Source organism: Bradyrhizobium sp., from assembly GCF_035484855.1.
Lineage (GTDB): Bacteria > Pseudomonadota > Alphaproteobacteria > Rhizobiales > Xanthobacteraceae > Bradyrhizobium.
Genome location: NZ_DATHOP010000160.1, coordinates 1 through 13,361, shown reverse-complemented (window position 1 = coordinate 13,361; position 13,361 = coordinate 1). Strand labels below are relative to the sequence as shown.

Sequence of the window (13,361 nt, the reverse complement as noted above, 5' to 3'; positions counted from 1 at the left end):
GGATGCCGAGTTCGTTGGCGGCGCGAACGACGCGGCGCAAGGCCTCGACGCCGCGGCGATGGCCTTCCGCGCGCGGCAGACCCCGGGCCGCTGCCCAGCGCCCGTTTCCGTCCATGATGATCGCCACATGCAACGGACCATCGGTTCGATCCGGTCCTTCGGTTGCGGGGGCGGCGGCGTTCGACATAGGTCAATCCTTAGACGCGCTAAACGGTGAGGATTTCCTTTTCCTTGGCCGCAAGCAACTGATCGATCTCCGAAATCGTCCCATCCGTCGCCTTCTGCACATCATTGGCCAGGCGTTCCTGATCGTCCTCGGAAATCTCGTGATTTTTCTCAAGCTTCTTGACCGTATCGAGGCCATCACGGCGGACATGCCGGACCGCTACCTTGGCCGCCTCGGCGTATTTATGCGCGACCTTTACGAGCTCCTTGCGGCGTTCTTCGTTGAGTTCGGGAATCCTCAGGCGCAGTACCTGCCCTTCCGTGGCGGGGCTTAGGCCGAGATTGGAATCGACGATCGCCTTCTCGACGGCCTTGACCATCGACTTGTCCCACACCTGCACCGAAAGCAGGCGTGGTTCGGGCACGCTGATCGTCGCGACCTGGTTGAGTGGCATATGCGTACCGTACGCATCGACCTGCACCGGTTCCAGCATCGAAGCCGCGGCGCGGCCGGTTCGCAAGCCGCCCAGTTCGTGCTTGAGAGACTGCGTGGCACCCTGCATGCGGCGCTTCAATTCGTTGATGTCGAAACTACCCGTGGGCATGACGCTCTTCCTCCTGAAAACTTTTCGTCGAGGCTGCCAGCCTTTCGCGCGTTCCGCGCTTTAAGGCTCGTCAACCGGCGACGACGGTGCCTTGGCCGGTGCCGCGCAAGATCGCACCAATCGAACCTGGCTCGGCGATCGAAAACACGATGATAGGCAGCGACGTCTCGCGGGCAAGCGCGAAAGCGGTCGCGTCCATCACCTTGTAGCCGCCTTCAATCGCCTGTGAATGGGTCAGCCGGTCGAACCGCTTGGCGGAGGCGTCCTTTTTGGGGTCGGCGCTGTAGATGCCGTCGACATTGGTGGCCTTGAGCACCGCTTGCGCGCCGATTTCGGCCGCCCGCAATACCGCCGTGGTGTCGGTGGTGAAGAAGGGATTGCCGGTTCCACCGCCGAGCAGCACGATGCGGCCCTCGGCGAGATATTTGTGCGTTGCACCCCGGGTGTACAATTCGCAGACCTGCGGCATCACGAAGGCCGAAAGCGCCCGCGCCGGCGCGCCCCGCCGTTCGATCGCCGCCTCCAGTGCCAGGCAGTTCATCACGGTGGCGAGCATGCCCATGGTGTCGCCGGTCGTCCGCGAGACGCCGCGCGAGGAAACTTCGACGCCCCGAATCAGATTGCCGCCGCCGACGACCACGGCGATTTCGACCCCGATCTGTTGGGCAGCGATCAGATCGCCGGCCAGGCGATCGATCGTCGGCTGATCGAATCCGGTGGAGTGCGCGCCGGCGAAATATTCGCCGGAGAGTTTTATCACCACGCGACGATAGACCGGCTCAGCCATGGCTAAACGCTTTCCTTCCCGCGCGGGCCGCTTCCGGCTCAGGATGTCGTTGCAGCATCTCCCGGCGGCTTCTTCTGGCCGCTGGCGGCTGCGACTTCGGCCGCGAAATCGGTTTCCTGCCGGTCGATTCCCTCGCCGAGAGCATAGCGCACAAATCCGGTAATCTTCACAGGCGCGCCGATCTTGCCCTCGGCTTCCTTGAGCACCTGCGAGATCGCCTTGCCGTTGTGCTCCCCGTGCACCGAAGCCTGCTCCAGCAGGCAGACCTCCTTGTAGAAGGTCTTCAGGCCCGACTCGACGATCTTCTCGATCACATTCTCCGGTTTGCCCTGCTGGCGGTATTTGTCGGCCAGCACGTCCTTTTCGCGCTTCACCACCGCGGGATCGAGCCCTGACGGATCAAGCGCCTGCGGATTGGCGGCCGCGACATGCATCGCCAGCTGCTTGCCGAGGACTGCAAGTTCGTCGGTTTTCCCAGTGGATTCCAGCGCCACGATGACGCCCATCTTGCCGGCACCCTCGATCACGGCGTTATGCACGTAGCTCGATACGATGCCCTTGCTCACTTCGAGCAAGGCCGCGCGACGCAGCGTCATGTTCTCGCCGATGGTCGCAATCGCGTCCGCAATCGCGGTCGCGACCGTCACGGCACCCACCTTGGCGGCCAGGATCTTCTCCAGATCGGCGCCGACATCGAGCGCGACTTGCGCGATCATCTTCACGAGACCCTGGAACTGCCCATTGCGCGCCACGAAATCGGTCTCAGAATTGACTTCGACGACGACGCCCTTGCGACCCGACGTGACGGCGCCGATCAGACCTTCCGCCGCGACGCGGCCGGCCTTTTTCGCGGCCTTCGAAAGTCCCTTCTTGCGCAGCCAGTCGATCGCCGCCTGCATCTCGCCGCTGTTCTCGGTGAGCGCCTGCTTGCAATCCATCATGCCGGCGCCGGTGGTCTCGCGCAGGTCCTTGACCATCGCTGCTGTGATAGTCGTCATCGTTGCAATCCTTTGCCTGTCAGGGCGACGGCGGCGCGGCTGAAGCGCCTCGCCGCCGTCGAACATCAGGAATGACGGAGATTGAGAAGGCGTGGCCGAAGAAAATCCGGCCAGCGCTTTTTCGTTATTCGGCTTCCGCGGTCATCGCCTTGGCCTGGGCCACCCAGCCATCGGCCCGCGACGGCAGGCCGACTTCTTCGCCGATCTGATGGGCGGTATCGTGATCGAGCTCGGCCAGCTGCCAATAGTGGAAGATGCCGAGATCGTTGAACTTCTTCTCGATCGCACCCGACACGCCGGTGAGCTTCTTGAGATCGTCGGGCGCGCCGCGCGGCCCGGCCAGGCCCTGGAAGCCCGAGGCCTGCGGCGCGGCCGGAACTTCCTCCCGCATCGGGTGGGCGGAGGCGCCGACATCGATACCGGAATCGCCTTGCGCCCGCGAGATGCCGTCGATGACGGCACGCGCGACCAGATCGCAATACAGCGAGATCGCGCGGCCGGCGTCGTCGTTGCCGGGAATCACATAGGTGATGCCCTTGGGATCGGAATTGGTGTCGACGATGGCGGCGACCGGAATGTTCAGGCGCTGCGCCTCCTGGATCGCGATGTCTTCCTTGTTGGTGTCGATCACGAAGATCATGTCCGGCAGGCCGCCCATTTCCTTGATGCCGCCGAGCGAACGGTCGAGCTTGTCGCGCTCGCGCTGCAAGGTCAGCCGCTCCTTCTTGGTGTAGGCGTTGGCATCGCCGGAATTGAGCACTTCGTCGAGGTGCCGCAGCCGCTTGATCGAACCGGAGATCGTCTTCCAGTTGGTCAGCGTGCCGCCGAGCCAGCGGGAATTGACGAAATACTGCGCCGAGCGCTTGGCTGCCTCGGCGACCCCGTCCTGCGCCTGCCGCTTGGTGCCGACGAACAGGATCCGGCCGCCCTTGGCAACCGTATCCGAGACCGCCTGCAGCGCGCGGTGCAACAGCGGCACGGTCTGGGCGAGGTCGATGATGTGAATGTTGTTGCGGGCACCGAAAATGTAATCCGCCATTTTCGGATTCCAGCGGTGCGATTGATGGCCAAAGTGCACGCCAGCTTCCAATAGCTGACGCATAGAGAAATCGGGTACCGACATCGTATATGTTCTCCGGTTGGTTCCTCCGGAAACGTGTGAGCAGACGAGCCTTATGGCCCGGCTGCCACCGGACGGCCTTTTGAGCCATGTTTCCGTGTGAGATGGGCCGCTATATAGCGGTATTTTGGCGAGAAGCAAGGAAATTGGGCTATTCCTCGCGAGGGGGAAAGCCCGCCAATCCGGGGGCCACGAGCCGAAAAAGGCAAGCCGAAACCGCAACAAACGCCTGCGCAGCCTCCGTAAGCCACAATATCGGCTTCGTGTCGGCGAGGTCCGGGTATTCTACGAGGTAGCTGACGCGACCGTCGAGGTTTTGGCGATCGTCGCTAAACTGGAGGCCGACGCATGACTCGCACAATTCGCAAAGCCGGCATGAAGGAAGTTCCGCTATCGGAGATCAAGGACGACCTGTCCCGATATCTTCGTGAGGCCGAGACGCAGGAGATCGTCATCACGCGTCACGGCAAGCCGGCCGGACTCCTGATCGGATTCGAATCGGAGGACGATTGGTTCGATTATCGACTCGAAAATGATCCGCGATTTTTGCATCGGATCGAGCAAGCCCGCGACAGCCTGGAAGCAAAGCGCGGGGTCCGCCTGGAAGACGTCGAAACGGATTAGCGGCCCGCGCGGAACGCTGCTGTCGACAGCGATCAGCCGGCCGCGCGCCCCTTCCGGTACCGGGCAAGGCCACCGCGCCAGCGGTATTTGCCGAAGGCAACGCCAACTTCCTGCTGCCGCCGCAACCTGATCATCAAACAAAGCGCCGCTTCTACGGTCTGCTTCTTGGTTGCGTGTCCGGAAGCCTTTTGCGCTTCCGCCATCAGCGTATCGTCGATTTCGATGGTTGTGCGCACGGTCGACCCTACGTGTACGAAACAATCCTAACACACTCTACCGCCCAGCCTCGTCCGGCCTGGCCTGGCGGCGATCGGCGTCGAGTTTCGCCTTGAGGTTTTCGATTTCACCAAAGAAGGCGTTCTCGTCGCGCAACGGGACCAGGCGGAACTCGGGCGGCAGCAGCCGGCGCGCGGTGAATTGGCGGCCGGAGTCGGAAAATGCCTCCGATCGCTGCAGCGTCTGCACCGCGATCGCGGTCGCGAGCAGTGTCGCCACGACGACACCCTTGAGCACCAGCCGCCTCTGCCCGACTTGGCGCAGATGGAAGAAGCAGACGCCTGCGAGGATCGACCACAGCGCGACATATTCGTAGCTTGCGGCCAAAGGCCAGGTCCAGGCGAAGCCCGCGAACCGCCCGAATTCGTTGTAGAGCGAGAACGCCAGAACGCCCGCCAGCGCGATCAGGAGATTGCGCAGGAAGTGCGAGCGACCGGACAGGATGCGACACAATAGCGCCCATCCGCCCACCCATACCAGCACGATGAGGCCGACCCCCAACAGCGGTGTCAGATACAGGGAAATCCGGGGTTCTGCGGTCTGGCCGAGCCATACGTCGAGTTCTTCCACTATCACGATCGTCAGGCCGAGCACGAGAGCCAGCAGGATCGGCACCATCGGCCGCTCCGGCGTTGCGACACGCTCGCGCTCGACCGCATGGCCGGTCTCGCGGACGCGCAAGAAGGTTTGGCCGATGCGGATCGGTTGCTTGCCGTCGATGACGACACGCGCAAGCCGGCTCTTGTCGCCATCGAGGAACATGCCGTTGGCGCTGCCGAGATCTTCGGCGACCAGTTGCCCGGTCTCGTCGCGAAACACGCGCAGGTGCTGGGCGGCGACGTAGGGATCATCGAGGATGACGTCGTTGTCGTAGCCGCGGCCGATGCGGGCTTCCGGACCGGGGATGCGAAAACGGGCGGCGATGTCGCGATGGCGCGACAGGATCTCGATCCAGATCATTTGCCTGCCTTCACCGCCTCGAGAAAGCGCTTGCCGAGCGCGATCGCGTCGTCATAGCCGACGGCCTGCAGGCTCATTCGCGACACCAGCGCCTCGCTGCCGTGATCCTGGGTGACGGCGATCAGGGCGACATCATAAAGCCCCTCGAATTCCCGATAGGCCTGCGCGCACCAGATCACCCGCAGCGGCGGATGGTCTGCCGCGAGCGCGGTGCTGACGAAATCCTCGTTGCAGCGTTCCGGCGTGTACCATTTGCGGAACGGGCCGCCGCCGACCAGCCGCGGCTGGCTCAGTTGCGTCAACAGGGTCGCGAACTGGAATTGATTGAGGTCGATCGATTTGACGTAGGAATGGTTGACCTGAATGGTGCCGGTGTTCAGGTCGGCGGCGACGAACAGGCTGGTATCGCTCGAGCAGGTGGTCGTATTGACGCTGGCGCGCGGTTTTGGCGTCGCGCTGGCATTCGTTTGCGCCCAGCAATCGAACCACGGCGAGACCGTCTCGGGCGCCTGATACGGCCCCATCGCGGCCGCGCGGAAACCGTCGTCGCCAAACGACTTGTAGAGTCCGGAGCGCCAGGCGGCGAGCTGCCGGGCGATCTCGGCGTGCAGGTCTTGCCCCACCTCGTGCTCGCGCACCCGCTGCAGCAGATCGGCGGCAAAACGCGCCGGCACCAGGAAGCTGATGAGCTGGCCGCCGCGGCGCGTGGCAACGTTGATGCCGACGACCAGGCCGTCGGCGGTGACGGTCGGGCCACCGCTCATGCCGGGGTTGAGCGCCCCGGTGAAATGGATGCGGTCATTGTAGCTATGCGCCGCCAGGCCGTTATAGGTGCCTTCGATGATGGTGAAGCCGAGGTCGAGCGGATTGCCCATGGAATACAGGCGTTCACCCTTGGGAATGGAGCCGTCCATGGCCGCCTTGTCGAAGGCGAAGAATGGCGCATCATGCTTGTCGAGGCGGACGATCGCGAGATCGTTGGGCAGGTCCACCCCCAACAGGGTGACTTCGCCATGGCTGCCGTCGGCCGCCGCATATTCGAGCCGATAGGTCTTCGGCTCCAGCGCCACCTGCGACACCACGTGATAATTGGTGATCGCGAGCCCATCGGCGGAAACCAGAAATCCCGAGCCGATCGAGGTCTGCCGTCCGGCGTCGGCGACCAGGGTGCGAATCTGCAGCAGTCGCGGCGGCGCCGAGGCGTAGATGCCCTCCGCGGCCGAGGGCACGTCGGGCGCCGCCCGCGCGGCGCCATCGATCGCAGCGATCGCGACCAACAATCCGAGCGCGCCTGCGATTCTGGCAGCCGAAACGGTCAAGGAATCCTCCAGCTCAACGCGCGCAAGAGGCGTGACCGGCGAGGTCAGCCCCGGTTCGAAGTCTCACATTTCCAGATTGCCGTCCAGCCGAAGGCTATTTTGCCGCAGGTTGTCCGCCCGATCCTCAGGCGACCATATCGACCTTGCCATCCTTCAGCCGATAGATCCCGCCGACCACCCTGAGTTCGCGCGCCTCGACCGCCGCATTCAGAATCGGGGTTGCAGAGTTCAATTTGGCGACGTTGTCGATCACGTTCTGCCTGATCGCGTTGCCCAGCACGTCCCCAGCCTGCCCCGATACCGCCTTGACCGATGGTGCGATGGCATCGACCAGCGAGGGCATGTGTCCCGGCAGCGGCTTGTCGTCCTTCAGCGATTTTATCGTTGCATCGATCGCGCCGCAGCTGTCGTGCCCAAGCACTAAAATCAGCGGCACACCGAGCACCGCGACGGCATATTCCAGACTCGCGACCGTGTCGGTGTTGGCGAAATTTCCGGCGACACGGCAGACGAAGAGATCGCCGCGGCCGCTGTCGAAGGCGTATTCGGGCGCGATGCGCGAATCGGCGCAGCTCAGGATCGCGGCGTAGGGATTCTGGCCTCCTGCCAACGCCTCCCGCTCATGCTTGAAATCGTGACGCAGTGACACGCCCTCGACATAGCGGGAATTTCCCTGTCGCAAACGCTCGAGCGCTGCATCCGGCGCCAACACGTTCTGCGGCTTGGGTGGCTTCTTTTTCTTTTCCTTGGCATCAGCCGCACCGGCCAGCAGAACCCCGACCGACGAGGCCCCGAATAAAAGGATGGAGCGCCGTGATGGCCCCAGCGAACGATGAGAATTTTGGCGGCACATTTCACACATGGTATCTGCCCTCCAATGACGGGGTTAAAGCGTCTGCACGTCCACCACGCCGGAAACCGCCTTGATCGCGCCCGCGATCTGCGGCGAGACCTTGAAGCGGCCCGGCAGCTTCATTTCAACCTCGGTTTCGAGGTCGAGCAGCATGACCAGCGAAACGTCGCCGTCGGTGCCACCAGCCGAAGCGCCAGCCGGTTTTGGCTGGGATGCACGGGCGCCCTGCCCGGCTTCCGGCATCTGCAGCCGCTTGGCGATGGATTCGAGCGGCCTGGTATCGCGCACAAAAATCCGCAGGCCCCTTTGCGTCTTGGCGGCGGCATCATCGAGCGGCTCGGCATGCAGCACGCGGGCGCGAACGTCTTCGCCCTGCAATTCGGCGCCGAGCTGCAGCAGCACGGCGGCGCCGGGTTCCAGCACGTCGCGATATTGCGCGAGTCCTTCCGAAAACAGCACGGCCTCGAAATGCCCGGTCGGGTCTGACAGCCCCATGATGCCCATCTTGTTGCCGGTCTTGGTGCGCCGTTCCATCCGCGACACCACGGTGGCCGCGACCTTGCCGGCGGTGGCCCCGGTTTTGACCGCGCGGGAAAATTCCGCCCAAGACTGCACCCGCAGGCGTTTCAGCACGGCGGCATAATCGTCGAGCGGATGGCCGGACAGGAAGAAGCCGATCGCGTCGTATTCGCGCCGCAGCCGTTCGGCCGGCAGCCACGGCTCGACCTGCGGCAGCATGATGGTCGGCGCGTCGGCGGCGCCGCCGAACATGTCGTTCTGCCCGATGCTCGCGGCTTCGTGGCTGCGCTGGCAGGCCGCCAGAATCGTTTCCGCGCCGGCAAACACCCGGGCGCGGTTGGAATCCAGCGTATCGAAGGCGCCGGCGGCCGCCAGACTCTCGATCACCCGCTTGTTGATGGCCCGCGGATTGACGCGGCCGGCGAAATCGGCAAGCGAGGTGAACGCGCCGACTTTGCGCGCTTCCACGATCAGTTCGACCGCCTGCGCGCCCACCCCCTTCAACGCGGCGAGCGCGTAATAGATGGTGCCGTCGGCAACCTCGAAGGTGGCGCCGGAACGGTTGACCGAGGGCGCCTCGACCTTGATGCCGACCCGCTGCGCCTCGGCGCGAAACTCCGAGAGCTTGTCGGTATTGTTGAGGTCGAGCGTCATCGACGCCGCGAGGAATTCGACCGGGTAATGCGCCTTCATGTAGGCGGTCTGGTAGGACAACAGCGCGTAGGCCGCCGCATGGCTCTTGTTGAAGCCGTAGTCGGCGAATTTGGCCAGCAGCTCGAAAATGGTGTCGGCCTGCCCGCGCGCGATGCCGCGTGCGACCGCGCCGGAGACGAAGCGCTCGCGCTGCTGCTCCATCTCTTTCCGGATCTTCTTGCCCATCGCGCGGCGCAACAGGTCAGCTTCGCCGAGCGAATAGCCGGCCATCACCTGCGCGATCTGCATCACCTGTTCCTGGTAGATGATGACGCCGAAGGTTTCTTTCAGGATCGGCTCCAGCATCGGATGCAGATATTCCGGCTCCTCGTCGCCATGCTTGCGCGCGCAATAGGTCGGGATGTTCGCCATCGGGCCCGGCCGATACAGCGCCACCAGCGCGATGATGTCCTCGAAGCGGTCGGGCCGCATGTCGACCAGCGCGCGCCGCATGCCCTGGCTTTCCACCTGGAACACGCCAACCACATCGCCCTTGGCCAGCATCGCGTAACTCGGCGCATCGTCGAGCGGCAGCCGCGCCAGATCGAGTTCGACGCCGCGCCGCTTCAACAGTTTGGCCGCGAGATCGAGCACGGTCAGTGTCTTCAGGCCGAGGAAGTCGAATTTGACGAGGCCCGCCGGCTCGACCCATTTCATGTTGAATTGGGTGACCGGCATGTCCGACTTGGGATCGCGATAGAGCGGTACCAACTCGCTCAAGGGCCGGTCGCCGATCACGATACCTGCGGCGTGGGTTGAAGCGTGACGGGTAAGCCCCTCCAGACGCTGCGCAATATCAAAGGCGCGGGCGACCACCGGATCCTCGTCGCGGAACGCCTGCAGTTTCGGTTCGCTGGCGATCGCAGCCGCAAGCGTCACGGGGGCAGCGGGATTCTGCGGCACCAGTTTTGTCAATTTGTCGACCTGGCCATAGGGCATCTGCAGCACGCGGCCGACGTCGCGCAACACGCCGCGCGCCTGCAAGGTACCGAAGGTGATGATCTGGGCGACCTGGTCGCGGCCGTAGCGCGCCTGCACATAGCGGATCACCTGGTCGCGGCCGTCCTGGCAGAAGTCGATGTCGAAGTCCGGCATCGAGACGCGCTCCGGATTGAGGAAGCGCTCGAACAGCAGGCCAAATTGGATCGGATCGAGATCGGTGATGGTCAGCGCGTAGGCGACCAGCGAGCCCGCGCCGGAGCCGCGGCCGGGGCCGACCGGAATGCCCTCGGCCTTCGCCCATTTGATGAAGTCGGCGACGATCAGGAAATAGCCCGCATAATTCATGCGGGTGATGACATCGAGCTCGAATGCAAGGCGGGCGCGATAGTCCTCCTCGGAGGTGCCCTGCGACAGGCCGTGAACCCTGATGCGGTTACTGAGACCCTCTTCGGCCTGACGGCGCAATTCGGCCGTCTCGTCGCTGGCCGCGTCGGCAGCATTGGTCCCGGCGCCGACCGTGAAACGCGGCAGGATCGGCTTGCGGGTGACGGGCCGGAACGAACAGCGCTCGGCGATCTCGACGGTGGAAGCCAGGGCCTCCGGCACGTCCGCGAACAGCACGGCCATTTCGGCGCGGGTCTTGAAGCGGTGATCCGGCGTCAGCTGCTCGCGGTCGGTCTCGGCGATCAGCCGGCCGCCGGCGATACACAGCAGCGCGTCATGGGCTTCGTAATCGTCAGCTGTGGCAAAATAAGGCTCGTTGGTCGCAACCAGCGGCAGGCCCTTGGTGTAAGCGAGATCGATCAGGGCTGCCTCGACACGGCGCTCCTTCTCGATGCCGTGGCGCTGCAATTCGATGTAGAGGCGGTCGCCGAACCGGCTTGCCAGCCGGTCGCAGCGGGCCGCCGCCAGCGCCGCCTGATCGCCGGCAAGCGCGAGCGAGATCGGGCCGTCGGGGCCGCCGGTCAGCGCAATCAAATCCTCGGCGTCGCCTTCCAGCCATTCGAATTTGATGTGCGGAGATTGATGCACCGGCGTCTCCAGGAACGCGCGGGAATTCAGCCGCATCAGGCTGCGATAGCCGCGCTCGCGCGAGGCCAGCAGCACGATCCGCGATGGCGCCGCGGCCAGCGCATTGCGCGCATTGGGGTCCTGGTCGCCGAAATCGACCGCGAGCTCGCAGCCGATGATCGGCTGGATGCCGTAAGAGGCCATCTTGTCGGAGAATTCCAGCGCCCCGAACATGTTGTCGGTGTCGGTCAGCGCCAGCGCCGGCTGGCGGTCGGCTTTTGCCAATTCGCCGAGCTGCGCGATCTTGATCGAGCCCTTCAGCAGCGAATAGGCCGAATGGACGTGCAGATGGATAAATCCGCCATTGAACGCGGCTGCCGAAGGTCTGGGGTTCATGGCGTCGATGATCGCGGCTGGAGGGCACGCAGGTCGCCCTTGAGGGGCCGACTCGCCCCTCAATGGTGAAGCCTCGGCCGGCATGTGTCCACGCGGAAGGCGCCATTCCAGCCCGCCGTCCGGCTTTTCCCCAAGGTGTCCGCGATCTCCCCGAACGCCTCAGAACTGGGGGATCAGCTGCGCCCAGACCGCGACCATCCCGATAAACAGCGAAATCGATGCCAATGCGGCTGCTTCTTCCACGAAAATCTTCAACATGACCCGCCTCCTCGCCATGGAACATAAGAAGAACATTGTTCCTATTTTGTTCCTAGGTGTCAAGGGGGCGTTGATGACGGCGATATCGGGAAAACCCGCCGTGGTTAATTCCTGGCCGGCCCAGGGTTGGAAGCATGCGCCCGGCCGGTCCCATACGCGATCACAGTGTGCGCTGCGATCGATGCTGCTCTCATCATCTTCCACTGTTCAATCGTGAGCGGCTCGGATCGACAGCCCACCTGCATTGAGCACACCTATTTCAGCTATGGCGAATCGCTCCGCGCCACCGCCACGCCGACACCGCGCAAACCGATTTATTCCTCTCGCCAATCGCGCGGAATCGCCGCAACACAAACGCGCGAACGTGATTTGACGCGACCAAAGCGCTGCGGTCTTCTGATGATAGAATGCGTCTGTCGAGGTCAATCGAACTGGGACGAGGGACACGATGCGAACGACGATTTGGGCACTGGCCTTGGGCTGCGCAACCATGATGATCGGCGTGCATCCTGCCGCGGCGCGGGACTACCCGTTCTGCATCAGCGGCTGCACTTTCGGCTCCGGGCTTGGCGATTGCAGTTTTAGCAGCTACCAGCAATGCGAGGCGACGGCATCCGGCCTGACCGCTACCTGTGCTCCTAATCCCTACTACAATGCCAACGCGTCAATGCGGGCCACGCCGGCTCGGATGTCGAAAAGGAAGCTGTGATGCGCGTTCCGGTATTGGTCATTCTGGCGATCGCCATGGCCTCGGCTGCCGCCCCGGCCCGGGCGCAGACCTATAGTCCGAATTTCCCGGTGTGCCTGCGCGTCTTTGGACCGGCCAACTATTTTGAATGCCGTTATTCGTCGCTGGCTCAATGCGCCGCCTCGGCATCGGGGCGCGGGGCCCAGTGCGTGGTCAATCCGTACTTCGCGAACGCGTATCAGGAGCCTATGGGACGGCCCCATCGGCGTCATCGCCACGCGTATTAGCTCAATTCAATTCGACGACCTGACCGTCCACCAGCGACACGCGCCTCGCGCGCTTTATTGCCGCCAAGGTTGATGGTTGCCTCGACTGGTCCTTGAACATTTGGGGAGCGTGCGCGACCGTTTCGGCTCGGCGCACCGGATCATTGCAATCTGGTGCGCCCATTTAGCGTCGAAGTCCGGCCAAGCATGCTGCTGGCGGCAACTTCCGTTCAATCCGCTCCCACTCCCTCGTTCCGCTCAGACGGTGATCGACACCGTCTCTTTGTAGAAGACACCAACCGGAGCCGGGCCGGAGGGGAAGGGAGGCAGGGCGGGGCCACCCGTGAGGGTGACGATGCAAGCCCCCGGACCGCCCCAGTTGATTCCAACGACGGTCAGGTCGTAGGTCCCCGGAGCCAGAATCGAGCTTGGGGTGAAGGAATAGTTCACCGGATTGAAATATCCGGACTTGAGGTGACAGAGCTCGGAACTGCCGGCGGGAGTCGATGCGATAATGTAGATTTCATTGTCGGTAGCGGTGACGTGAATCTGCGTGGTTTTGGCCATGACTATTCTCCTGGTTTCAAATTACTTCAAATAACAACTCAATAAATATACACCTTAAGATTGTATGATGCAATACAAGATGCAAGAGCGCCCGGCGCGGCAACGCCGATCATTTCCGAATGGACCTTTCAATGAAGGGAATGGCAGCAAGACTGTCGTAAGCCGGCCAGCCGCTAGATGTGGAGCCTCAGGAGGTTGTCCTCGGTTAGACCGAGTCTGCTGATGGGCGTTTGAGATCTTATCCCACCGTGGGGCCGATGCCAGTTGTATTGATGTAGCCAGATCGGCAATTCTTCTGCGCGCCGATCTGACGT

Annotated in this window: 14 protein-coding genes and 1 pseudogene; 3 read left to right on the top strand and 12 right to left on the bottom strand. The window is 63.3% G+C overall.

What is annotated here, in order from left to right; genetic code table 11:
• The 5 genes from VK804_RS18270 to VK804_RS18250 all read right to left on the bottom strand — a co-directional run.
• Positions 1 to 187: undecaprenyl diphosphate synthase family protein (locus VK804_RS18270; protein ID WP_325372785.1), on the bottom strand; the 187-nt coding region annotated here is incomplete at its 3' end.
• Positions 188 to 206: 19 nt separating this feature from the next.
• Entirely contained in the window at positions 207 to 770 is a 564-nt protein-coding gene (gene frr / locus VK804_RS18265) for a ribosome recycling factor (protein WP_325372783.1), read from the bottom strand.
• Between the two features lie 70 nt (positions 771 to 840).
• Complete coding sequence (gene pyrH / locus VK804_RS18260) at positions 841 to 1,557, bottom strand: UMP kinase (RefSeq protein WP_325372781.1); 717 nt, start codon at positions 1,555 to 1,557, stop codon at positions 841 to 843.
• A gap of 38 nt (positions 1,558 to 1,595) precedes the next feature.
• The gene (gene tsf / locus VK804_RS18255; protein ID WP_325372779.1) at positions 1,596 to 2,555 is read right to left on the bottom strand and encodes a translation elongation factor Ts; all 960 of its coding nucleotides are present in this window, start codon (positions 2,553 to 2,555) and stop codon (positions 1,596 to 1,598) included.
• A 124-nt stretch (positions 2,556 to 2,679) separates the two neighbouring features.
• On the bottom strand, positions 2,680 to 3,678 hold the full coding sequence (locus VK804_RS18250) for a 30S ribosomal protein S2 (RefSeq protein ID WP_325372777.1): 999 nt from the start codon (positions 3,676 to 3,678) through the stop codon (positions 2,680 to 2,682).
• A 345-nt stretch (positions 3,679 to 4,023) separates the two neighbouring features.
• Here VK804_RS18250 and VK804_RS18245 point away from each other — a divergent pair, with 345 nt between their 5' ends.
• Positions 4,024 to 4,299: a type II toxin-antitoxin system Phd/YefM family antitoxin gene (locus VK804_RS18245; RefSeq protein ID WP_325372775.1), complete on the top strand. Its 276-nt coding sequence runs from the start codon at positions 4,024 to 4,026 to the stop codon at positions 4,297 to 4,299.
• Positions 4,300 to 4,331: 32 nt separating this feature from the next.
• On the opposite strand, the gene VK804_RS18240 is transcribed toward VK804_RS18245, so the two are convergent.
• The 5 genes from VK804_RS18240 to dnaE form a co-directional block, all read right to left on the bottom strand.
• Positions 4,332 to 4,535: a type II toxin-antitoxin system VapB family antitoxin gene (locus tag VK804_RS18240; protein WP_325372773.1), complete on the bottom strand. Its 204-nt coding sequence runs from the start codon at positions 4,533 to 4,535 to the stop codon at positions 4,332 to 4,334.
• 37 nt (positions 4,536 to 4,572) lie between these two features.
• A complete protein-coding gene (locus VK804_RS18235) occupies positions 4,573 to 5,535 on the bottom strand; it encodes an FHA domain-containing protein (RefSeq protein ID WP_325372771.1) in 963 nt (320 codons plus the stop codon).
• Entirely contained in the window at positions 5,532 to 6,812 is a 1,281-nt protein-coding gene (locus VK804_RS18230) for a serine protease (RefSeq protein ID WP_325372787.1), read from the bottom strand. Before VK804_RS18230 ends, VK804_RS18235 begins: the two co-directional genes overlap by 4 nt.
• Positions 6,813 to 6,978: 166 nt before the next feature.
• Positions 6,979 to 7,716 (bottom strand): carbonic anhydrase, encoded by a 738-nt coding sequence (locus tag VK804_RS18225; RefSeq protein ID WP_325372769.1) that lies wholly within the window; start codon positions 7,714 to 7,716, stop codon positions 6,979 to 6,981.
• Positions 7,717 to 7,740: 24 nt separating this feature from the next.
• Complete coding sequence (gene dnaE, locus VK804_RS18220; protein WP_325372767.1) at positions 7,741 to 11,268, bottom strand: DNA polymerase III subunit alpha; 3,528 nt, start codon at positions 11,266 to 11,268, stop codon at positions 7,741 to 7,743.
• A 706-nt stretch (positions 11,269 to 11,974) separates the two neighbouring features.
• On the opposite strand from dnaE, the gene VK804_RS18215 reads away from it, so the two are divergent.
• Together VK804_RS18215 and VK804_RS18210 are read left to right on the top strand one after the other, a co-directional pair.
• Positions 11,975 to 12,235 carry a DUF3551 domain-containing protein gene (locus VK804_RS18215; protein ID WP_325372765.1) on the top strand — a complete coding sequence of 87 codons (261 nt, stop codon included), beginning with the start codon at positions 11,975 to 11,977 and terminating at the stop codon, positions 12,233 to 12,235.
• On the top strand, positions 12,235 to 12,501 hold the full coding sequence (locus VK804_RS18210) for a DUF3551 domain-containing protein (RefSeq protein ID WP_325372763.1): 267 nt from the start codon (positions 12,235 to 12,237) through the stop codon (positions 12,499 to 12,501). Before VK804_RS18215 ends, VK804_RS18210 begins: the two co-directional genes overlap by 1 nt.
• 237 nt (positions 12,502 to 12,738) lie before the next feature.
• On the opposite strand, the gene VK804_RS18205 is transcribed toward VK804_RS18210, so the two are convergent.
• Complete coding sequence (locus tag VK804_RS18205; protein WP_325372761.1) at positions 12,739 to 13,047, bottom strand: hypothetical protein; 309 nt, start codon at positions 13,045 to 13,047, stop codon at positions 12,739 to 12,741.
• A gap of 173 nt (positions 13,048 to 13,220) precedes the next feature.
• Positions 13,221 to 13,361 (bottom strand): annotated as a pseudogene (locus VK804_RS18200) (IS481 family transposase); the annotation flags it as partial.